The organism is Pandoraea bronchicola (genome assembly GCF_902459805.1).
GTDB classification, from domain to species: Bacteria; Pseudomonadota; Gammaproteobacteria; order Burkholderiales; family Burkholderiaceae; genus Pandoraea; species Pandoraea bronchicola.
Genome location: NZ_CABPST010000001.1, coordinates 213,906 through 234,602, shown reverse-complemented (window position 1 = coordinate 234,602; position 20,697 = coordinate 213,906). Strand labels below are relative to the sequence as shown.

20 protein-coding genes are annotated in these 20,697 nt (G+C 63.8%); 9 read left to right on the top strand and 11 right to left on the bottom strand.

What is annotated here, in order from left to right:
* Nucleotides 1-5: 5 nt before the first annotated feature.
* On the bottom strand, nt 6-980 hold the full coding sequence (gene ku / locus PBR20603_RS01045; protein WP_150557703.1) for a non-homologous end joining protein Ku: 975 nt from the start codon (nt 978-980) through the stop codon (nt 6-8).
* Nucleotides 981-1,435: 455 nt separating this feature from the next.
* On the opposite strand from ku, the gene PBR20603_RS01040 reads away from it, so the two are divergent.
* Entirely contained in the window at nt 1,436-1,687 is a 252-nt protein-coding gene (locus tag PBR20603_RS01040) for a zinc ribbon domain-containing protein (protein WP_150557702.1), read from the top strand.
* Between the two features lie 13 nt (nt 1,688-1,700).
* Here PBR20603_RS01040 and PBR20603_RS01035 read toward each other — a convergent pair whose 3' ends face one another.
* From PBR20603_RS01035 to gtdA, 6 genes are all read right to left on the bottom strand, one after another.
* Nucleotides 1,701-2,609, bottom strand: a complete 909-nt coding sequence (locus PBR20603_RS01035) for a 2-hydroxyacid dehydrogenase (RefSeq protein WP_174977770.1) — start codon at nt 2,607-2,609, stop codon at nt 1,701-1,703.
* A gap of 286 nt (nt 2,610-2,895) precedes the next feature.
* On the bottom strand, nt 2,896-4,239 hold the full coding sequence (locus tag PBR20603_RS01030; RefSeq protein WP_150557700.1) for an MFS transporter: 1,344 nt from the start codon (nt 4,237-4,239) through the stop codon (nt 2,896-2,898).
* Nucleotides 4,240-4,451: 212 nt separating this feature from the next.
* Nucleotides 4,452-5,672, bottom strand: a complete 1,221-nt coding sequence (locus PBR20603_RS01025; protein ID WP_150557699.1) for a 3-hydroxybenzoate 6-monooxygenase — start codon at nt 5,670-5,672, stop codon at nt 4,452-4,454.
* 40 nt (nt 5,673-5,712) lie between these two features.
* Entirely contained in the window at nt 5,713-6,354 is a 642-nt protein-coding gene (gene maiA, locus PBR20603_RS01020; protein WP_150557698.1) for a maleylacetoacetate isomerase, read from the bottom strand.
* A 9-nt stretch (nt 6,355-6,363) separates the two neighbouring features.
* On the bottom strand, nt 6,364-7,062 hold the full coding sequence (locus PBR20603_RS01015) for a fumarylacetoacetate hydrolase family protein (protein WP_150557697.1): 699 nt from the start codon (nt 7,060-7,062) through the stop codon (nt 6,364-6,366).
* 105 nt (nt 7,063-7,167) lie between these two features.
* Complete coding sequence (gene gtdA, locus PBR20603_RS01010) at nt 7,168-8,205, bottom strand: gentisate 1,2-dioxygenase (protein WP_150557696.1); 1,038 nt, start codon at nt 8,203-8,205, stop codon at nt 7,168-7,170.
* Between the two features lie 193 nt (nt 8,206-8,398).
* On the opposite strand from gtdA, the gene PBR20603_RS01005 reads away from it, so the two are divergent.
* The 3 genes from PBR20603_RS01005 to PBR20603_RS00995 all read left to right on the top strand — a co-directional run bounded on the left by PBR20603_RS01005 (nt 8,399) and on the right by PBR20603_RS00995 (nt 10,978).
* Entirely contained in the window at nt 8,399-9,349 is a 951-nt protein-coding gene (locus PBR20603_RS01005; protein WP_150557695.1) for a LysR family transcriptional regulator, read from the top strand.
* 82 nt (nt 9,350-9,431) lie between these two features.
* Nucleotides 9,432-10,013 carry a Holliday junction branch migration protein RuvA gene (ruvA, locus tag PBR20603_RS01000; RefSeq protein ID WP_150557694.1) on the top strand — a complete coding sequence of 194 codons (582 nt, stop codon included), beginning with the start codon at nt 9,432-9,434 and terminating at the stop codon, nt 10,011-10,013.
* Between the two features lie 56 nt (nt 10,014-10,069).
* A complete protein-coding gene (locus PBR20603_RS00995) occupies nt 10,070-10,978 on the top strand; it encodes a LysR family transcriptional regulator (RefSeq protein WP_150557693.1) in 909 nt (302 codons plus the stop codon).
* Nucleotides 10,979-11,003: 25 nt separating this feature from the next.
* On the opposite strand, the gene PBR20603_RS00990 is transcribed toward PBR20603_RS00995, so the two are convergent.
* Nucleotides 11,004-12,029 carry a MerR family transcriptional regulator gene (locus PBR20603_RS00990; protein ID WP_150557692.1) on the bottom strand — a complete coding sequence of 342 codons (1,026 nt, stop codon included), beginning with the start codon at nt 12,027-12,029 and terminating at the stop codon, nt 11,004-11,006.
* A 226-nt stretch (nt 12,030-12,255) separates the two neighbouring features.
* On the bottom strand, nt 12,256-13,545 hold the full coding sequence (locus tag PBR20603_RS00985; RefSeq protein ID WP_150557691.1) for an MFS family transporter: 1,290 nt from the start codon (nt 13,543-13,545) through the stop codon (nt 12,256-12,258).
* A 531-nt stretch (nt 13,546-14,076) separates the two neighbouring features.
* Between PBR20603_RS00985 and PBR20603_RS00980 the strand changes: the two genes are divergently transcribed.
* Entirely contained in the window at nt 14,077-15,024 is a 948-nt protein-coding gene (locus PBR20603_RS00980; RefSeq protein ID WP_150557690.1) for a 2-hydroxyacid dehydrogenase, read from the top strand.
* A 158-nt stretch (nt 15,025-15,182) separates the two neighbouring features.
* Here the strand turns inward: PBR20603_RS00980 and PBR20603_RS00975 are convergent, their stop codons facing one another.
* Entirely contained in the window at nt 15,183-16,067 is an 885-nt protein-coding gene (locus PBR20603_RS00975; protein ID WP_150557689.1) for a VOC family protein, read from the bottom strand.
* A 372-nt stretch (nt 16,068-16,439) separates the two neighbouring features.
* Nucleotides 16,440-17,312 (bottom strand): LysR family transcriptional regulator, encoded by an 873-nt coding sequence (locus PBR20603_RS00970; protein WP_150557688.1) that lies wholly within the window; start codon nt 17,310-17,312, stop codon nt 16,440-16,442.
* 187 nt (nt 17,313-17,499) lie between these two features.
* On the opposite strand from PBR20603_RS00970, the gene PBR20603_RS00965 reads away from it, so the two are divergent.
* The 4 genes from PBR20603_RS00965 to PBR20603_RS00950 are packed head-to-tail and all read left to right on the top strand — an operon-like array spanning nt 17,500 to nt 20,697.
* Nucleotides 17,500-18,360: a transporter substrate-binding domain-containing protein gene (locus tag PBR20603_RS00965; RefSeq protein WP_150557687.1), complete on the top strand. Its 861-nt coding sequence runs from the start codon at nt 17,500-17,502 to the stop codon at nt 18,358-18,360.
* A gap of 11 nt (nt 18,361-18,371) precedes the next feature.
* Nucleotides 18,372-19,052, top strand: a complete 681-nt coding sequence (locus tag PBR20603_RS00960; protein WP_150557686.1) for an amino acid ABC transporter permease — start codon at nt 18,372-18,374, stop codon at nt 19,050-19,052.
* A complete protein-coding gene (locus tag PBR20603_RS00955) occupies nt 19,042-19,704 on the top strand; it encodes an amino acid ABC transporter permease (protein ID WP_150557685.1) in 663 nt (220 codons plus the stop codon). The genes PBR20603_RS00960 and PBR20603_RS00955 overlap by 11 nt, the downstream gene beginning before the upstream one ends.
* 33 nt (nt 19,705-19,737) lie before the next feature.
* Nucleotides 19,738-20,697 (top strand): agmatinase, encoded by a 960-nt coding sequence (locus PBR20603_RS00950; protein WP_150557684.1) that lies wholly within the window; start codon nt 19,738-19,740, stop codon nt 20,695-20,697.

Below are 20,697 nucleotides of genomic sequence, written 5' to 3'. Positions count from 1 at the left end.
CGTCGTCACCGGGCTTTGGCACGTTTGGCCGATGCCTTGCCGGGGGACGATTTTTTCGCCGCAGCCGTCTTGCCGGCTTTTCCCGTCGTGGACTTCGCAACGGCCTTCGCGGATTTCCCGCTGCCAGACACCTTCGTTTCGACATCCTGCGCTTCGATGGCGACGGCCTCCCGTCTGCCCTTTATGCCGAGGCTTTGCTTGAGCAATGCCATCAGGTCAGTGCCGTTGCCGTTGCTCGACAACTTCGGCGCACTGGTTTCGATCTGCGCGATTTCGCGTGTCTGTCCCGAGGCGATCTTGCGGTCGATGAGTGCCTTGAGGTCGTCCTGAAACGTATCGTGGTAGTCATCGGGACGCCAGGGGCCGGACATCTCGTCGATCAGCCGCATCGCCATCGCCAGCTCGCGCTCGCCCGGCGCGGCGAGCTTGCCGAGTTTCTCCCTCGTCAACCCGACCTCGGCCGGATCGCGCATCTCGTCCTGCCACCGTAACGTGTCGAGCACGAGCGCATCGCCGGCCGGGGCGAGTACGGCCAGATGCGCACGGGTGTGCATCACCACACGCGCGATGCCCAGCTTGCCAGCCCTGGCAAGGGCTGCGTGCAGCAGCGCGTATGCCTTCGCTCCCCCGCGCTCGGGGACGAGATAGTAGGGCGTGTCCAGATACATGAACGAGACCTCCGTCGCATCGACGAACGCCAGAATGTCGACCGTCTGCGTGGCCGCCGCATTCGCCGAACGGATCTCGTCGTCACTGAGCACGACGTAATTCCCTTTCTCGTACTCATAGCCATGCACGATCTGGTCGCGCGGCACCTCTTTGCCGTTTTCCTTGTTGACGCGCTTGTAGCCGACCGGCGACATCGTGCGCTTGTCGAGCCAGTCGAGATCGAGCGTGTGCGTGGTCGATGCGGGAAACAGGGAGACCGGCACGTTGACCAGTCCGAAACTGATGGCACCCTTCCAGATCGCGCGAGCCATGTGTGCTCCCAGTGCAGGATTCGCAGGGTTGATTCGCCGGTGATGCGGGCGATGTGAGCCGAATTGTCAGTATAGGCGGCATGGAGGGAACGTCGTCGCCTCGTCTGTCACCCATGTCGATGCGATCGGCCGAGTCGTTCACCGGTTCCCGCGCATTGATTTTCCCAATGCATTACGCGAGGCCGTAAGGTTTCCTTCATGAAACAAGGCGGGCGGGCTTCCATCCTACCGAGAGCAACACGCGAATTCCGTCACGAAGGACGCTGACGATGCCGAAGATCGTGGCAGGACGCTTGACGATGTTCGGTCAGGCAGCTCTCGCAGCGAGTCGTCTGTAAGACCAGCCATCCTCGCCAACGGCGTCGGGTCGCCAGTCTCGGGGCGATCCGATGCGCACCCGCCCGAGACCAACCGACTGGCTGTAGAATCGGCTACGTTGCCTACAGGAGGCCGCCATGCTGTCGATCCACACCGGTTTCGTCGTTTGTCCTACCTGTAAAGCGCGTTTTGCCGTCGCGGCGACGCCGCCGACGGTCCAGATGCTTTACGACTATCTCCATTCGGATGCCGAAGTGAAATGCCCAACGTGCGAGACGAGCTTCACCACGGGCAGCGCGAAGAGCAGCATCGAGTTCGAGCCCGTCAACGACGGCGTCACGCTGACATCGTCGCCTGAGCGCAGCATTGACGGGCTGGACAATCACTGACGCCTTTCGGCGCTTACAGCGGCGTCAGCAACGGCTCGCTTGCCTGATAACGGCGCGTGTTCTCGAGGAACATGGCGAGCGTGGCGGCTTCGGCTTCGGGCGAGCGGCCGGCGACGTGCGGGCTTAGCACCACGTTCTGCAAGTCGATGAGTGCGGCGGGAGGGGACGGTTCGCCTTCGTAGACGTCAAGCCCCGCACCCGCGATGGTGCCATTGCGCAATGCGTCGGCCAGGGCGGCCGTGTCGACGACACTGCCGCGTCCCAAATTCACGAGAAAGCCTTGCTTGCCGAGTGCGCGCAGCACCTCGGCGTTCACGAGGTGATGCGACTCTGCACCCCCAGGGGCTGTCACGACGAGATAGTCGGCCCATTCGGCCAGCGCCAGCACGGTATCGAAGTATTGATAATGCGCGGGTAAATCGTCGCGACGGTTCCGGTTCCGGTAGCCGATCTGCATATCGAAACCTTCACCGCGTTTGGCGAATTGACGCCCGACGGCCCCCAGTCCCACGATCCCCAGCTTCTTGCCCGACACGCCGGGCTGCATCGGCAGCGCATCGCGCCACACGCCCTTGCGGCAGGCGGCGTCGTACTCCGGAATGCGGCGCACGGCAGCGAGCAGCAGCGCGAAGCCCTGATCGGCGACCGTAGGCGCATTGGCGCCCGCGCCGTTCACGGCGACGATATTGCGCGAGCGCATCGCGGCGATGTCCAGATTCTCGTAGCCAGCGCCCAGCGCGCTGACCAGCGCTACATTCGGCAAATGCGACAACTCTTCGGCGTTCAGACCGCGCGCGCCGTTCGTGAGCACGAAACGCACCCGCTCGCCTTCGGCACCCCAGCCTTCCGGTGTGGGCTGATGGCTTGGGCGGTAGACCACGTCGAAGTGGGCTTGCAGTTCGGACAACTGCTCAGAATGCATCGGGATAACGACCAGCAGTGGAGGCAGCGACACCTTCAATCTCCGGAGGGGAATTGGGATTTGCGGCGTGGCGTCGGAATGACGCGAGTGCCTTGCGGGCACTTCGACTTCGCCGTCAGCCGATACTCTATTCCTATCTGCGACGATTTGCGCGGTGCAACACGCGCCCGGACGTCTGACGCATCGGCCCCCTTGCCCCAAAAGGCGAACGGGCGCCATCGCGCAAAGCGAATGGCGCCCGTTCGACCTGCTGCGGTCGTTACGAGTGGTGAAACACTCGAGACATTCAGGCCGTGGCCCTGACCGCGAGCGCGGCTTGCCGGTGGCGCAGACGGCCGAGCGTGAGCATTGTCAGACCGGCCAGCACGGCAGGCACGCCGATGGTGGCGAACAGCGCGGGCATGGACCAGCCCATGGCAAGCATCGAGGCGCCGCCGACCGAACCGACGACCGAACCGAGACGTCCGACGCCGTTGGCCCAGCTCACGCCTGTCGCACGGCAGTCTGTCGGATAGAACTCGGCGGAGAGCGCATTCGCACCGACCTGACCGCCCGACACGCAGAAGCCGGCCCAGAACACGGCCACCGAGGCGAGCACCGGTGAGCTGGCGAGCGGACCGACGGCCGCCACGCACAGGCCCGCGAGCCCATAGGCGGCAGCGAGCACGTAGTGCGGATTGAAGCGGTCCATCAGCCAGCCGAGCACGATCGCGCCCAGTGTGCCGCCGACCTGGAACATGGCGGTGACGATGGCGGCGTTACGCAGCGTCAGGCCATTGGTGCGAAGCAGCGTCGGCAGCCAGCTCGAGAGCAGATAGATTACGAGCAGACTCATGAAAAACGTGATCCAGAAAAGCAGCGTGCCGCGTAGCAATTCCGGCTTGAAAAGATGCCCGACGGGAGATGTGGCTGACGGCTTCGTGGCGATATTGAATGTGGCGCCGCGCAGGTCTTCGTGCGGCGCAATGCGTTGCAACGAGGCCGCTACGCGTTCCGGCGATTTGCCTGCCTTCACGAGGTAGCGCACCGATTCGGGCAGCGCGCGAATCAGAATGACGCCGAGCACGAGCGGCATGACACCGCCCACGATCAGTACCGAGCGCCAGCCGAAGGCTTCGATCAACCCGGCCGACGCGAGACCCCCCAATGCAGAGCCCAGCGTGAAACCGCAGAACATGGTCGTCACGAGGAACGAGCGGCGCGAGTCAGGACAGTATTCCGACGTCAACGTGATGGCATTGGGCATCGCACCACCGAGACCGAGGCCTGTCAGAAAGCGCAGGGCGATGAGTTGCCACAACTCCATCGACCATGCCGACGCCAGACTGGCGACGCCGAAGAACAGCACGGAGAAAATGAGGATGGTTTTGCGGCCGAATTTGTCGGCGAGCGGGCCGAACAGGAAAGCGCCGGCCATCAGGCCCGCGAGCCCCGCACCGAACAGTGGCGCGAGATGTGCCGGGGTGAGCGACCATTCGGCCCGAATCGCCGGCGCGATGAAGCCGATGGCCGCCGTGTCGAAGCCGTCGATGGCGACGATCAGGAAGCACAGGACGACGATCATCACCTGAAACGGCGAAATGCGGTGCCGGTCGATGAACGCCGTCACGTTGATGGGGGTGGCTGGCATAGGTTGTCTCCTCGAAGTTGCCAGAAGCGGCGGCGCAGGTGGGCCCGCGTCGCCAGAGTGCATTGCAGTGTTTGTTGTTATGGGGGCTGCAAATCCAACGCTTGCCATGCGCGAAGCGATGGTGTGCCGCGCGACGGTGGGTCGCCGTTGCGCGGCGGAATTACCCGACGACAGACAGCCGGTCTTGTGACGCCGCGCGGTTTCGTTCGGGTTTAGGCGTTGTCGGCAAGCCAAGGGGTCTGCGACAGGCAGTGCTCTGCGCGCCAGCCATGCAGCCATTGCAGGGCGTCGTAGAACTGCGGCTGCGTGCGGCCTTTCCACAGCGAGTTGCGCACCCAGCGATCGACCCCCTTGGCGTGGTACACGCGCCCCATGTCGCGAGCGCCATACAGCACGCGCGCGGTGCGGGGAATGCGCGCGTATTCGTAGCGGCGGAAGGCATCGACGAAATCGCCATTCGCTGCGGCGTAGGCGGCCCCGAGGGTGACAGCATCTTCCAGCGCCTGACAGGCACCCTGCGCGATGTATTGCGTCATTGGGTGCGCGGCGTCGCCGAGGATCGTGGCGCGGCCAAAACTCCATTGCGCGACCGGGTCGCGATCGGCGGTGGCCCAGCGTCGCCAGGACGTGGGACGGTCGAGCATCTGATGCGGCAGCGCGTCGATGCCTTCGAAATACGACAGCACTTCCTCCTTGCTGCCGTCACGCACGCCCCAGACTTCCTGCTCGCGACTGTGGAACGTCACCACGAGGTTGTACTGCTTGCCGCCGCGCAACGGGTAATGCACGAGGTGGCAGTTCGGTCCTGCCCAGACGACCGGTGCGTTGACCTGCAAGTCCTTCGGCATGTTCTCGACGTCGACCACTGCGCGATACACCACGTGACCGGTCACGCGCGGCTCGTCGCCGATCAGCGCGGCGCGCACGGCGGACTTCACGCCGTCACAGCCAATCACCGCGTCGGCCGTGTGACGCTCGCCATGCTGGTCGATGACGGTCACGCCCTTGTCGTCCTGCTCCAGCGATACGACGCGGGTCGCGGTCCGGAACTGGATCAGGGGATTGCGTTGCACGGCTTCGAGAATCGACAGATGAATGTCGGCGCGGTGGATCACGGCGTAGGGATTGCCGAAGCGCTCGCGATAGGGGGCGCCGACGTCGACTTCCGCGATGATGCTGCGGTCGATGGCGTCGCGCAGCGTGATGTGGTCCGTGAAAACCGAACGGCCGCGTGCCGCTTCACCGACGCCGAGGGCATCGAGTGCCGCGAACGCGTTGGCGGCGAGCTGAATGCCTGCGCCGATCTCGCCGATGGTTTCGGCCTGCTCCAGCAGTTCGATACGCACGCCCTGATTGGCGAGCGCCAGGGCGGCGGCCAGACCGCCGATGCCGCCGCCAACGACGAGCGCTTTGGGTTGAGAGGTTTGACTCATGCTTGTCTCCTGCGGCCTTTCCAGCCGTTCCGGATGTCAATCACGCCGTGTAATCCGGCTGTTGGTTGGGCGCTGCCGCGAGGAATGCCGGGTGCGTCTGCGCATGTGCATACACCGCCATCGCGCGCGGATAGGCCGACATGTCGCAACCCATGCGCTGCGCATTGGCGATCTGGGGAATCAGGCAGACGTCGGCGAGCGTCGGTGCATCGCCGAAGCACCAGGCGCCGTGTCCATGCCTGACGAGCAGCCGCTCCACCCCCGCCATACCCTCGGCGATCCAGTGTTGGTACCACGCATCCTTCTGCTCGGCGCTGAGGCCCAGCGGGCCTTGCAGATACTTCAGGATGCGCAGGTTGTTCACCGGATGGATATCGCAACTGATGAGCATCGACAGTTCGAGCACGCGGGCGCGGGCTTCGATGTCTTGCGGCACCAGACGCGGCTCGGGATACTTCGCGTCGAGGTAATCGAGGATGGCGATGGACTGACCGAGCGAGACGTCGCCATCCACGAGTGCCGGCACGACGGCCGACGGATTGACCTCGTCGACATACGCGTCGGCGCGATGCTCGCCGACCCGAATGTTCACCGCAACGGTGTCGAACGCCAGCGCCTTGAGCGCGAGCGCGATGCGCACGCGATACGACGTCGAGCTGTTGAAGAAGCTATAGAGCTGCATGGCGATGCCTCAGACCACGCGCACCGTGATCTCACCGAGGCCCTCGACGGCCGTCACCATCGTCTCGCCCGCCTTGACCGGACCCACGCCTTCGGGCGTGCCGGTGTAGATCAGATCGCCCGGCTCGAGGCGGAAGAACTGCGACAGATACGAGACCGTCTCCGCGACAGACCAGATCAGGTGCGTGATGTCGCTCTTTTGCTTCTGCACGCCGTCGAGCGTCAGCGAGATGCCGGCCTTCTCGATGTGGCCGACGCTCGACACCGGATGAATCGGGCCGATGGGGGCCGAGGCGTCGAACGCCTTGCCGATTTCCCACGGACGCCCCATTTCGCGCATCTTCATCTGCAGATCGCGGCGCGTCATGTCGAGGCCCACCGCGTAGCCCCACACGTGTTCGAGCGCCTGCTCGAGCGGAATGTCAGAACCCGCCTTGCCGATCACGGCGACCAGTTCGGCTTCGTAGTGATAGTTGGACGTTTGCGCCGGATACTTCAGCTCCAGCGTTTCGCCGTAGGCCACCGGCACGACGGCATCGGCCGGCTTGCAGAAGAAGAACGGCGGCTCGCGGTCGGGATCGAAGCCCATTTCGCGTGCGTGGGCGGCGTAGTTGCGACCCACGCAGTACACACGGCGCACGGCGAACTGATCGTGGCTGCCGACAACGGGAATGGCGACGGTGGCGGGCGGGGCGAAGACAAAGGACATGGTGTTTGACTCGACGAATACAGGAAAAGAGGGTGGCAACGCGCGCCGCTCAGGCAGACGCCGCGCGCGGGGCCAATGGGTATGTGTTGTGCCGGTGTGTCTGGCTCACGTGCGCGATTCGCGCAGCAGGTTCAGCGCGGCGAGCACAGGGCGATCCGAGTAGCTGAACAGCACGGCATCTTCCAGCGCGGCGAGCTGCACCGGTGCCCACGACGGCACGACGAAGTGATCGCGCGGCTCGAACTGGAACACCTCGTCGCCAATGCGCACGGTGCCGCGACCTTCGACCACCGAGAAGACCGTCGCGTCGGTGCTGCGATAGGTCTTGCCCTGGAAGCCGGCCGGCAGGTATTGCATGAATGTCGCCATCGTCGGCATCGGCCAGCCGCCGGTCGCCGGATTGACATAGCGCAGCTTGATGCCGTCCCACGGATCGAGTTCGCCGTTGCGATACAGCGTGTCGAGCGCTTCGCGCGAGCGGGCATACGGATAGCTGAAGATCGGCGAGGTTGGATCGCTTACCTTGTGACGCACCGGCAGCATGTTGAAGCCATAGCGCGCAAAGCTGTCGCCTTCGGGGCGCTGCACCGGTTGCTGCGCTTCGGGGTAGTTCTCGGCAAAGCCCGCATCGAAGTACTGCACGAGCGGAATGTCGAGGCCGTCGAGCCATACGACGGGCTCGCCGTCTGCCGGATTGCCGTGGTCATGCCACGTCCACGACGGCGTGATGATGAAGTCGCCCGGATGCATCGTGGTGCGCTCGCCGTTCACGGCCGTCCACGCGCCGCGACCTTCCACGATGAAACGCAGGGCCGACTGGGTATGACGATGGCTCGGCGCGATCTCGCCCGGCAAAATGAGTTGCAGCCCGGCGTACAGCGAGCCGGTGATGCTCGACGAACCCGGCGTTCCCGGGTTCTGCAAAATCAGCACGCGGCGCACGGCTTCTTCCGCACTGATGACACCGCCCGCCTCCATGACCAGCGGACGCACTTCGCTGAATTTCCAGATGGCGGGCACTACGCGCGGGCGCGGCTGCGGCGGCACGAGGCTGTGCAGCGATTCCCACAGCGGGGCCATATGGTTGCGGCCGATGTGTTCGTAATAGGCAGCGCGCTCGGCGCTGGGGGCGCGTTCGGACATGCATGTCTCCGTCTCGGTAGGGGGCCCGGTCAGCTTGTCGAACAAGCTCAGCCAGCGAGGGCTTGCGGGTCTATGGATAGCGTTATACTCGGCGAGACATATTCTTTGAAATGAATAAATCATCGGATCCATACGAAAAAACGTATGGCTCGAGCGATTTTTGGGGCACCTGAAGGGTGTCCGGAGACTGCGCATGGACTGGACCCATCGCCTGCGTCTGCGCAATCTGCAGATGCTGCTGACCCTCGCGGAGACCGGCAACATGAGCCAATCCGCGGCATTGCTCAATACGACGCAGCCCGGTTTGTCGAAGTGGCTCAAGGATCTGGAGGACGATATCGGCCTGCCGCTGTTCGAGCGTCAGGCGCGCGGTCTGCGTCCAACGGTCTACGGGGAAGCCCTGGTCGAACATGCCCGGCGGATCGAAGCGCAGCTCGATACGGCGCGCGACGATCTCGACGCCATGCGCGAGGGCGGCAGCGGGCTGGTGGCGATCGGCACGTCGGGCGCGTCGTCGGCGGACACGGTGCCGCTCGCGGTGCTGTTGCTCCTGCAGCGCATGCCGCGTGTGCAGGCGCGGGTGATCGAAAACACGATGGACCGGCTGATGAATCAGCTCGCGCACAGCGAAATCGACATCGTCGTGGGGCGTTCGGCCCCGGAGTTGCAGGACCGCAATGTCCGCGCCGAGGCGCTGTACCTGGAGCCGCTGCATTTCGTTGCGCGCGCGCGCCATCCGGTCTTTTCGCTGGACCGGGTGGACTGGCCCGACATGCAGCGCTATCGCTGGGTGGTCTGGCCGCGCGGCACGCCGATTCGCAACGCGCTGGAGACGGCGCTCGCCGAGGCCGGATATCCGCTGCCGAACGACACTGTCGAGTCGAACTCCACGATTCTCAACCTCACGTTGCTCAACAACAGCGACATGATTGGCCTGGCGTCGCATCGCACGGCGAGCCGCTTGCAGGCGCTCGGCGCGTTGCGCATCGTGCCGCTGCGCCTCGCCGGGTTCGGGGCGATCTCGATGTACTGGCGCGACGACGGCGCGAATCGCGCGGCGGTGGCGGCGGCGCTCGAGTGCCTGCGCAGCGCGGCGACGCGCTCGACCGGCGACGTCATCGCCGGCGTCGGGGGCGAGGGATGAGCGCTTCGGCCCTCGGGGCCGATAGCGGGGGCTGCCGTTTGCTACACTTGCCGCCTAACGAAGTCACTCTCTCGGGGCATCAATGATTGGCCGCATCTCCGGCACCTTGCTGGAAAAAAATCCGCCGCACATTCTGGTCGATTGCCAGGGCGTGGGCTATGAAATCTCGGTGCCGATGAGCACGTTCTTCAATCTGCCGAACCTTGGCGAGCGCGTGACGCTGCTCACACAGTTCATCGTGCGCGAAGACGCGCAACTGCTCTTCGGCTTTGGCTCACCGGACGAGCGCAACACCTTCCGCGAACTGCTCAAGATCTCCGGCGTTGGCGCGCGTACGGCGCTGGCGATTCTCTCGGGCATGAGTGTGGCGGACATCGCACAGGCCGTCACGTTGCAGGAGTCGGGGCGTCTGACCAAGATCCCGGGCATTGGCAAGAAGACGGCCGAACGGCTGCTCCTCGAACTCAAGGGCAAGCTGGGCGCGCAATTGGGCACGGTGCCCGGTGCGGCCACGCCGCACGATCACAAGAGCGACGTCATCAACGCGTTGCTTGCGCTGGGCTACTCCGACAAGGAAGCGCTCGCAGCCGTCAAGACCGTGCCCGACAGCACGAGTGTGTCGGATGGCATCAAGCACGCACTCAAGTCGCTCTCCAAAGCCTGAGCGCGACACGACCCGGCCTGACCGATCAGGTCGCGAAGAGGCAGTGAGGAAACGGCATGCAATTGCGATGGCTTGAAGACTTCGTCGAACTCGCCCGCACGCGCAGTTTTACGCGGGCGGCGGAGAACCGTTTCGTCACGCACCCGGCCTTCGGCCGGCGCATCCGTGCGCTCGAAGAATGGGTGGGCACGCAACTCGTTGAGCGCAGCAAACCGCTGGAACTCACTGCCGCCGGTACGGTGTTTCTCGATGCCGCTACCAATGCGCTCGACATTTTGCACAGCGCTCGCACGCAGTTGCAGGACGCCGCGCCCACGCTCGAGAACAATCTGAAGATTGCGACCGGCCGCACGCTGGCCGCGACGTTTTTTCCCGACTGGTACGACGAGACGGTTTCGCGCATTGGCTTCTTCACTGCCACGCTTTCCACGAGCGGCGCGGAGGAGGCCATCCTGCGGCTGGCGGCCGGCGAAGTCGATCTGCTCATCGTGTATTCCAGCGCGCACACGCGGCTGCTCATCGATCAGGAGCGCTACGACTGGTTGAGCGTCGCGCGTGAGGTGCTGGTGCCGGTGAGTGCGCTCGACGCCAAAGGCCGGGCGAAGTATCGGCTGGCGGCCGGACCGTCGCCGATTTCCTGGCTGGCGTTCACACGCACCTTGACGTTGCGCGCGGTGCTCGCCCGTCATCTGGCCGAGATGCCGAACCGGCCCACGCTTAAACCTGTCTATCAGGCCGACTCCTACGAGGCCATTCTGGCGATGGCGCGACGCGGCGCCGGTATCGCGTGGCTGCCGCAACGGCTAGTGGCCGATGACGTTGCGCGCGGCACGCTCGCTATCGTGGGCGGCAAAGATTGGCAGATCGGCTTCGATATCGCGCTTTACCGGCGGCGCCATCAGCCGCACCCGGTGCTCGATGCCATCTGGCAGAGCGCTCGTCAGGCGTCGGGCGACGACGCCTGAGCCGGCCTGCGGTTCTCGTGCCGCCTTAGCCGCGCATCAGCACGGCCATGCCCTGTTTCACATACTCGAGCAAACGCGCGTCGATGAGCGTGCCGGTCATCAACTCCGGCTCACGCATGTTCGCTGCGCGGATTTTCGCGTGCGTGGCAGGATCGTCCCCGGCATAGGAGCGGAAGTACGTCAGCCATTGGCGCACGAGCTTCTGCGCCTCGGGCGCGCCGGGGGGCGTGCCGGCGTCGAGTTGGTCGCGCATCGCGCCGATCAGCACCGGCCATTCATCTGTGTACGTCAGGTAGTTCGCTTCCAGGAAGCGAAATTCGTCGTCGTTGAGGTATTTCCGGTAGATCCGCAGCTTGGTCTGCGCGAAGGCTTCCTTGACGTACTGCATCAGGTCCTTCGTGATGCCCGTTTGCGTCTGCACCGACGGCTCGCGCTGGTGCATGATGTTGAGCTTGGCGAGCAGACGCGCATCACCGGCCGTGTCGCGCACGATCATCTTCATCCATCGGCGCGAGACCGCCTGCGCCGCCTCACCCGTCGACGGCTCGCCGCCTGCCATCAATGCGTTGACTTCCGCCACGATAGCGGGCCAGTCGGATTCGTGGGCCTGCTTGTTCTGGTACAGCGGGAAGCGGGCCAGTTCGTCCTGCGAGAAATATTTGTCGTACATATTCATCAGCTCCAGCGTTCTCAGCCATTCGGCAAGTTCCGGGGCTTCGCCAGACGACAACTGCGTTTGCAGCCGCATGAGGCGCTCGCGCAGACGGCTCGCGTCTTCGATCTGTTGCGTGAGCATGTCGACCTGCCGTGCAATCAGCGTGTCGAGGGGGACATCCCGGTTTGCCAGCCATTGACCGATGTCGGTGAGCGACATACCGAAGCGGCGCAGCGCCTGAATCTGATGCAGACGGGCGATGTCGCTGCGGTCGTAGAGTCGATAACCGGCATCGGAACGCGCCGAAGGCGTGAGCAGCCCAAGCGTGTCGTAGTGGTGAAGCGTGCGCACCGTCAGGCCGCTGCGTTTGGCTAATTCACCGACTTTGAGCCGCATGGAAACTCCCGTGATCTTCTGGCGTATGACAAGGCTGAAGCCTCACGCAGCGTGAGGGTCAAGCGATTTTAAGCGACGAAGCCGCAGGCGCCGATGACAGGGATAAGAGAAGAGGGAAGCGGGGAAGGCCGTCGCGCGGGCGAGGGAACCTGCCCGAGCGAGGTGAAGCGGAGACTGCCAAGCCGGCAGAGGCGAAGCGTTGCCACGCTCGCCCCGGCCGTCTCGATCAATGCTCGTGATGCAGATACTTCGCCTGACGTGGCAATCGCAGGCTGACCAGGAAGGCCACGACCATCATGCCGGTCACATACCAGTAGAACGTCGGTTCCATGCCGGCTTTCTTGAGGCCGAGCGCCACGTACTCTGCCGAACCGCCGAAGATGGCGTTGGCCACCGCGTAGGCCAGACCGACGCCGAGCGCACGCACTTCGATCGGGAACATCTCGGCTTTCACAATGCCGCTGATCGACGTATAGAAGCTCACGATGGCGAGCGCCAGACAGATCAGCAAAAACGCCGCGGTCGGGCTCTGTACCGTCTTGAGCGCCGTGAGGATAGGCACCGTGGCGATCGCGCCAAATGCGCCGAACAGCAGCATGTTGTTGCGACGGCCGATCTTGTCGGACAGCATGCCGAAGATCGGCTGCATGCACATGTAGACGAACAGGCAGCCCGTCATGATGTAGCTGGCCGTCTTGATCGGCATGCCTGCCGTGTTCACCAGATACTTCTGCATGTAGGTGGTGAAGGTGTAGAAAATCAGCGAACCGCCGGCGGTGTAGCCCAGCACGGTGAAGAACGCCGCCTTGTGATGGCGGAACAGACCGGCGATCGAACCGGCGTCGCGATTGTTGCGGCTCGCGCTCGTCGACGTCTCGTGCAGCGTGCGACGCAGCATGAGGGCCACGACCGCCGTGATCGCACCGACCACGAACGGAATGCGCCAGCCCCAGGCCTTGAGCTCGGCCTCGTCGAGCAGTTGCTGGAGAATCACGACCACGAGCACGGCGAGCAACTGACCGCCGATGAGCGTGACGTACTGGAACGACGAGAAGAAGCCGCGACGGCCCTTGAGGGCGACTTCACTCATGTACGTCGCCGTGGTGCCGTATTCGCCACCGACCGACAGGCCTTGCAGCAGACGCGCGAACAGCAGCAGCGCCGGCGCCCAGTTGCCGATGCTGGCATACGTCGGGAGCGCCGCGATCAGCAGCGAGCCGAAGCACATCATCATCACCGAAATGACCATCGAGTTCTTACGGCCATTGCGGTCGGCGATCCGGCCGAAAATCCAGCCGCCGATCGGTCGCATCAGGAAGCCGGCCGCGAACACCCCCGCCGTATTGAGCAACTGCGCGGTGGGATCGGAACTCGGGAAGAACGCCGGCGCGAAGTAGATCGCGCAGAACGCATAGATGTAAAAGTCGAACCACTCGACCAGATTCCCCGATGACGCCGCGACAATCGCGAAAACGCGTCTGCGGACTTCTTCCGGGGAGGGCGGCTGCGTGGCCATGGCGGCTTCGGATGTAGCTGTAGCTGTGTCTCTCATTTCTACTGGCGATGGGGGCATCGCGTTGATAACTACGTTTGCGACATGACGCGAAGCCGCGTTTGTCTCATATGCATTTCACATATGAAGCACTAAGCAACTATCGCGTCGCGGGGGCGGGGCCAACTATAGCGGGTCTCGGCAGGGGCAGACAATGCCCGGGCGTCGGATTGATTATTGTGAATATGGAAACAATCCGGTCGATTGTTGCGTTGCAGCATGGTGATCACGCCCGTCTGGCGGTGGTTTGCGCGAACGCCCTGAGCGTTTCGATAGACGGGACGAAAACACGAAAATCACAAAAATATTTTTGACGGCGCGATGTCTCAAGCGGGTTGTCAGGCTTATGCGCGCGCGTGGGGTGTATTTCTGTTGCGCATTCATAAGCATTTCGATAACAAATGCTTAGGCGCGAACAGGGGGGCCGGTACGATGAGCGGTCGCGCTATCTGAAAGCCCTCACGCCGTGTTCGTGAGGCGCCATCCCCAGAACTCATGCAAGGCGATACGTTATTGATCAAGTCGGGCGGCGCTGCCGCGCTGACCGAGTGGCAGCACCATCTGGCACGGCTGATGCCCGGCCTGCGGGTGTACGGATGGGACGATCCGTTCGTCGACGCGCGCAGCGTGAAGTACGCGCTGGTCTATCAGCCCGACCACGGGCGTCTTGCCCGCTACCCGCGCCTGCGCCTGATTCTGAGTGCGGCCGCAGGCGTTGACCATATTCTTGCGGACCCGGCGCTACCGGCGGATATCCCCATCGTCCGGATGGTGACGGACGAGACACGCGAGCGCATGAGCGACTTCGTCGCGTTCGCCGCGCTGGCCGCCGTGCGCGACATGCCGGCCATCGTCGCCGCACAGCGCGACGGTCAATGGGCCAACGAGCTGACCGGACGCCTCGCCCGCGACACGCGCGTGAGCGTGCTCGGTCTGGGGGAACTGGGGCGTGCCGTCGCCGCCCGTTTGCGTGCCAATGGCTTTCGCGTTAATGGCTGGGCACGTACACCGAAGGCGCTTGCCGATGTGCGCGTATTCGCGGGAGAAGCGCAACTCGACGCGCTGCTCGCCGAGACCGATATTCTCGTCAATCTGTTGCCCGATACGCTCGCGACGCGAGGCATTCTCGGGCGCAAGCTGTTTGCGCGTCTGCCGGCAGGCGCGAGCCTGATTCAGGTCGGACGTGGGGCACACCTCGACCGGCAGGCCTTGCTCGATGCGCTCGATAGTGGCCGCCTGCGCTCAGCGGTCGTCGACGTGTTCGACGTCGAACCGTTGCCGCCGGACGATGCGTTGCGCCGCCATCCCAAGATTCTCGTCACACCTCACATTGCGTCGACGGTGTCATATGCCGCGCGAGCGCGTCAGGTGGCCGAGGTGCTTGGCGCACACCTTCGCGGCGCGCCGTTGCCGTTTGTCTACGACGCCCAGCGAGGGTACTGACCCCATGCGCCCAGCCTCACGCGACTCGTCCTTCACGGCCTCGCAGCGCCGGGCGTTCGTGCCTGCATCAAGCGCGATCACGAAGGCATCGCTTCGTCATTGGTGACGGGTGAGGGGGCGCGCCGAAGCATTATTCGACAAAGCATCGAGAGGTCTCTTCAGAAGACGACGGAACTGGTATTGGTCAGGTCATCCCCTTCGACAAACTGGAGCGCAACATGGAAGCCGTCGGCAGCCGCGACGAGGACGGAGCCTTCCTCGAGCGTGGTCCACGGCACGCCGTTTTCACGCAGCGTGGCTTGCGTTTGCGCCAGAGAACGGGTGCGCAGGATGAGCGCAACATTGCGTTCGCTGCCGTCATCTGTCGTCTCGACCTTGCCGAAGCGTTGCCCGGCCTCGGCGGGCGTGACGAAGTGAACGCGGGCGCGGCCAGCCGTGAACGAATAGCCCTGCGCGCCGGTGGCCGCGAGTACGCCGGGGCCGAAGACGCGGTCGTAGAGCGCGGCCGTGGCTGCCGGGTTGGGCGACGAGATCACGAACCCGGCGATGTCAGTCACGCCGTTCGGATGGTCACGCCATTCGTCGCGCCAGACATGCTCCGGCGTGAAGTGATGGCAGAAGAAGGTGCGACCGTTGCGAACGAGTTCGCTGGCCAGACGTACCGTGCGAAAGCGGGCGTCTTGCGTGGTGCCGTCCGGCAGTTGGACGGGGCGGAAGAATTCGGCCGGTGTTTCCACACCGACACCGCGCGCCTGCAATTCGGCGAACAGGCCGTGCGAGTCGTGCGTCTTGAAGACCAGCCCCGTCAGACCGAGCGGGGCTTGGGTGACGTCTGGGCGTGCGGTCGATTTGCCCGCCTCGTAGCCGAGCAGTTCGAGGTAGTTCTCGCCGAAGATGGCCAGATGATTGCTGGTGCCGAGCGAATGGTGGCCGCGCTCGGTCAGGGCGAAGCCCAGACGGCGGTAGATGTCCACCGAGTGGTCGAGCTCGCCTTTGACGTTGACGACAACGTGATCGAGTACCGGTGCGGGAAGCTGACTCACGCCTGACCTCCGGTGCGTTGACGATGGGGCAGAACGGTGGCGGCAGGGCAGGCGAAGGTGGCGAAGGCGGCAATCAACGCGCCCGAGGCAGAACGACTAGACACGACAGCTCCCGACAGAAAAAGGACGACGGGTCCATTCTAGAAGCCTTTGGGGGCCGGCCCAAACGATGGTTTTTGCTTTGCTTAGTGCCGCGCCGTGCGGTCGTGAGGCCCTCACGACTGCACGGCGCGCGTCCGACGGGGCATCTGCACGGCTCGTCCCGCCGACGCCAGGCAGCTTACTCCACGGTCGGAGAACGCCTTGGCCTTAACCGTCAGGTCGCGGCGTGAGGATGCGATCGAAGGAAGTGACGGTTCGCGCGCAGAATCGTCAGACCTTCGTATGGAACTGTGCGAGCAGATCGAGAAACAGCTCAAGCGCACGTGTTCTCGGGCGCGAGGCTTCGGTGATGGCGCTGATCGCGTTGTCATACTCCGGGCCTGACGGCACCCGGGCGAGCGCATAGCGCTTTGGAAACGACGCCGCGTAATACTGTGGCAGCAGGCCGACATAATGCCCGGACAGCACCAGCATGGCGACCGCTTCCAATCCCGACGCCGTCGGCCCTCGCGTCAGTCCCAGCGAATGAAGCGCTTCGTGGACAAACGGCTGGGTCCGGTAGACGAGCGGCAGCGTCGAGGCGTCCTTGATCCGGTGCCGCGCCACGTACAACTGATGACGCTCGATGAACAGCGGCTGATAGTGAAACCCGGCTTCGCGACGATACATGCCGCGAATGGCGAGCTGCACTCGGCGCTCGCGCAACGCCAGGTCGAGTTCGTTGAACGTCATGACCGTCAGTTCGACCTTCACGTCGGGCGCTTGCGCCTTGAGGGCCGCCAGCGCCTCGGGAATGTGGCAGCCGACGTCGGACACGATATGTTCGACCATGCCGATGGACAGTGTGCCCGACAGCACCCCTCGCACCGCATCGATTTCGGGACGTATCCGCTCCAGTGACTTCAACGCGTCGCGGGCCAGCTCCAGCGCGACTTTGCCCGCATGCGTCAGGACGAAGCCGGACGGCCCGCGCTCGCAAAGGCGCGTGCCCAGTGTCTCTTCGACCTCGCGGATGTGCCGGCTGATCGAGGCTTTCGACATGTTCAACTGTTTTTCCGCCGCAGCAAAGCCGCTGGCCTGCGCCACCGCACAGAAGATGCGCAACGAGCGCAGGTCACGCTCGCTGAAATCACGATTTGCCAAGGGTTAACTCCAGCGAAGCACGCTAAAACCGTGACGGATAGCGCGTTTCAAAAGGTTTCATTTTTTGGAACCATACCAATAAAAAAATCATTTTTCATGATCTTTTTGCCCGCATACATTGGTTCGCACAGGCACATCGAGCCGATGCGCCAGACCGATTCGAAACTCACAAGACGCGAGGCAAGCTATGAAGACCTGGTCCAGACGATCCTTTGTAAAGGCAACGCTCGCATCGAGCGCAGCATTGGCGTTGCCGGCACTGCCGACGCTCGCCTACGCCGAGGGCGGCACCCTGGCCGACATCAAGAAGCGCGGCAAGCTGACCGTCGGCACCGAAGCGGCCTACGAACCTTTCGAGTTTGTGGAAAACGGTCAGGTGGTCGGGTATGGGCATGACGTGCTGGAACTGATGGCAGCGAAGCTCGGCGTGCCGCTCGAGCAGATGAACCTGCCGTTTCAGGGGCTGCTGCCCGGCTTGATGTCGCACAAGTTCGACTTCGTTGCGACGAGCGTGGGCATCACGCCGGAGCGCGCCAAGCGCTTCGCCTTCAGCCAACCCGTGGGCGTCGTGCGCTCGGTCCTGATGGTTCGCGCCGACGACGTTGCGATCAAGCAGACCATGGACATTGCGGGCAAGACCATCGGTACGCAGATGGGCTCGTCGTCGCAGCCGGTGGCGGACGAATTCGAGAAAGAACTGAAGGAAAAGACGGGCAAGGGTTACGCGGGTACACGACTCTTCCAGGCATATCCCGACGTTTCGAACGCACTCGCCAACAAGACCATCGATGTGGCGTTGATGCCGTCGAACATCGCGGCCGTTCAGATGCGCAAGCAGCCCAATGTCTTCCGTATTGCCAGCGCCATCGGGCAGCCGAAGTTGCTGGCATGGGTCGCCAATCCGAACGATCTGGAGATCCGCAAATTCATCAACGATTCTCTGGATGAATTCCGCGCGAACGGCAAGCTGGCGGCGCTGCAGAAGAAGTGGTTCGGCGCGCCGATGGAGACGCCGCACGAGAACTACCTGCCGCAAGGTGCCATTTGACGTCCGGCACCATGTTCGACTGGCTCGATATGGGCGGGGTAATCGCGCCGTTTCTCGAGGGGGTCGTCTCGGGGACGGCAATCACGTTGGCGGCGTCGGCGTGCGCTTTCGCGATCGGTCTGGCGCTCGGCGTCGTGTTGCTGCTCGCGCGTATCTCGCCGTTCGCGCCGTTGCGCGGGCTGGTCGTGTTGTGGGTGAGTCTGATTCGCGGTACGCCAGCATTGATTCACATGCTGATCGCGTACTACATGGTGCCGGCGCTGTTCGATATCTCGATCTCGCCCATCACCGCCGGGATTGCGGCGCTGGCGTGCAACACCAGCGCCTACATCGTCGAAATCCTGCGCGGCGCGCTCGGCACGATCTCTCGCGGACAGCGGGCGGCAGCGTATGCAATGGGCATGCGGACCTCGCAGGTCTGGACACATGTGTTGCTGCCGCAGGTCATCTACCGTGCCATTCCGCCGCTGACCAGCGAGTTCACGATTCTGCTCAAGGCGTCGTCGCTCATGTCGATCATCGCCGTGCCGGAGCTGGCGACCGTCGCACGCAATGCCACGCTTCAGACCGATCTGCCGCTGCAGGTGTTCGCGATCACCGCCGCCGTGTATTTCGTCCTGCTGTTCTGCATTTCGGCCGCATCGCGTGTGTGCGAACGCCGGGTCTCGAGGATGCTGCCCCATGGCCATTGATTTCGCTATCGTCCGGGAAGCGATTCCCGTCCTGCTCGAAGGTCTGCGCGTCACCGCACTCGTGAGTGTGATCGGCATTCCTCTCGGCATCGTGACGGGCATCGCCGCCGCCTACTCGGCGCAGTCGCGCACCGTCTTGCGGCCCATCGCGCTGGGTTATGTCGAACTGGTGCGCAACATCCCCTACCTGATCCTCGTCTATCTGTCGTTCTTCGGCTTGCCCAAGCTCGGCGTGAGTGCGTCGGCCATGGCGGTCGCAGTGGGCTGCACGGCGTTCTACACGGGCGGCTACTTCTGCGAAATCCTGCGGGCGGCGCTGCGCAGCGTGGCGCGGGGGCAGACGCACGCTGCGCTCTCGCTCGGTATGACTTACTGGCAGACGCAAAGGCACATCATCGCGCCGCAGTTGTTCGGCTTTCTCATCCCGCCGACAACGAGTCTCGTGATCATGATGTTCAAGGACTCGGCCATCTTCTCGGTGATGAGCCTGCCGGAGATGACCTATCAGAGCAATCTGCTCACCGCCAATACGTTCGCTTACGTCGAAGTGCTCGGCACGACGGCGTTGATTTACTGGGTCAGCAGCGTCTTGCTGGCCGGTGTGGGGCGACGTCTGGAAACCGTTGTCGGGCGACGTACCCGGCACGCCTGAACGCCCCTTGATTCCCACCAAAGGACCCCTCTCATGACGACTTATACCGTTGCGCCGCGTATCGGCCATCCGACCCTGCTCTATTCGGAGCTGGATCTCGACATCGACAATCTCAAGGCCGACATTGCCGTGCTGGGCATGCCGTATGGTGCACCGTATGCGGCGTCGGACTTCAGCAACGATCAGACGAATGCGCCGTCCGCCATTCGTCAGGCCACGGACCGCGTGGTGCGCCGTCCGGCGCATTATGACTTCGACATCGACGGTCCGCTGCTGCAGGGACGCACGGATATTCGCTTTGTCGACTGCGGCGACATCATCCCGGATCTGACGAAGCCGGGCGAACATTACGCCCGCGCCGAAGCGGCGGTGCGGCGCATTGTGGCCGGTGGCGCGATGCCCATCGTGCTTGGCGGCGATCACGGCATCACCACGCCCGTGCTGCGCGGTCTGGATCAGAAGGGACCGATCACGCTCGTGCACATCGATGCCCATCTGGATTGGCGCGACGAAGTGAATGGCGTTCGCGAAGGACTCTCGAGCCCGATTCGTCGCGCGTCGGAGATGGCGCACGTCGACCGTATCGTGCAGATCGGCCTGCGCGCGCAGGGCAGCGGTCGTACCGAAGAACTCGTTGCGGCGCGGGCCTATGGTGCCGAACTGGTAACGGCGTACGAACTGCACGACATCGGCATGGACGCCGTGCTCGCGCGCATCCCGGACGGTGGCAACTACTATCTCACCATTGACGCGGACGGCCTCGACCCGTCGACGATGCCTGCCGTTGCCGGTCCGGCGCCGGGCGGCGTGACGTTCGTGCAGGCGCGCAAGCTGATTCACGGGCTGGTGCGCAAGGGCCGCGTTGTCGGCATGGATATCGTGGAGATTCAGCCCGAGAAGGACGACGCCAACCTGATCTCGTGCGTGACGGCCGGCCGTCTCATTCTCAATCTGATCGGCGCGTCGATCCGCGCGGGGTATTTCGACAAATGA

Excerpts from the sequence above, each read along its gene's own strand:
- ku (WP_150557703.1), bottom strand. The coding sequence starts at position 980 with ATGGCTCGCGCGATCTGGAAGGGTGCCATCAGTTTCGGACTGGTCAAC.
- PBR20603_RS01040 (WP_150557702.1), top strand. The coding sequence starts at position 1,436 with ATGCTGTCGATCCACACCGGTTTCGTCGTTTGTCCTACCTGTAAAGCG.
- PBR20603_RS01035 (WP_174977770.1), bottom strand. The coding sequence starts at position 2,609 with ATGCATTCTGAGCAGTTGTCCGAACTGCAAGCCCACTTCGACGTGGTC.
- PBR20603_RS01030 (WP_150557700.1), bottom strand. The coding sequence starts at position 4,239 with ATGCCAGCCACCCCCATCAACGTGACGGCGTTCATCGACCGGCACCGC.
- PBR20603_RS01025 (WP_150557699.1), bottom strand. The coding sequence starts at position 5,672 with ATGAGTCAAACCTCTCAACCCAAAGCGCTCGTCGTTGGCGGCGGCATC.
- maiA (WP_150557698.1), bottom strand. The coding sequence starts at position 6,354 with ATGCAGCTCTATAGCTTCTTCAACAGCTCGACGTCGTATCGCGTGCGC.
- PBR20603_RS01015 (WP_150557697.1), bottom strand. The coding sequence starts at position 7,062 with ATGTCCTTTGTCTTCGCCCCGCCCGCCACCGTCGCCATTCCCGTTGTC.
- gtdA (WP_150557696.1), bottom strand. The coding sequence starts at position 8,205 with ATGTCCGAACGCGCCCCCAGCGCCGAGCGCGCTGCCTATTACGAACAC.
- PBR20603_RS01005 (WP_150557695.1), top strand. The coding sequence starts at position 8,399 with ATGGACTGGACCCATCGCCTGCGTCTGCGCAATCTGCAGATGCTGCTG.
- ruvA (WP_150557694.1), top strand. The coding sequence starts at position 9,432 with ATGATTGGCCGCATCTCCGGCACCTTGCTGGAAAAAAATCCGCCGCAC.
- PBR20603_RS00995 (WP_150557693.1), top strand. The coding sequence starts at position 10,070 with ATGCAATTGCGATGGCTTGAAGACTTCGTCGAACTCGCCCGCACGCGC.
- PBR20603_RS00990 (WP_150557692.1), bottom strand. The coding sequence starts at position 12,029 with ATGCGGCTCAAAGTCGGTGAATTAGCCAAACGCAGCGGCCTGACGGTG.
- PBR20603_RS00985 (WP_150557691.1), bottom strand. The coding sequence starts at position 13,545 with ATGGCCACGCAGCCGCCCTCCCCGGAAGAAGTCCGCAGACGCGTTTTC.
- PBR20603_RS00980 (WP_150557690.1), top strand. The coding sequence starts at position 14,077 with ATGCAAGGCGATACGTTATTGATCAAGTCGGGCGGCGCTGCCGCGCTG.
- PBR20603_RS00965 (WP_150557687.1), top strand. The coding sequence starts at position 17,500 with ATGAAGACCTGGTCCAGACGATCCTTTGTAAAGGCAACGCTCGCATCG.
- PBR20603_RS00960 (WP_150557686.1), top strand. The coding sequence starts at position 18,372 with ATGTTCGACTGGCTCGATATGGGCGGGGTAATCGCGCCGTTTCTCGAG.
- PBR20603_RS00955 (WP_150557685.1), top strand. The coding sequence starts at position 19,042 with ATGGCCATTGATTTCGCTATCGTCCGGGAAGCGATTCCCGTCCTGCTC.
- PBR20603_RS00950 (WP_150557684.1), top strand. The coding sequence starts at position 19,738 with ATGACGACTTATACCGTTGCGCCGCGTATCGGCCATCCGACCCTGCTC.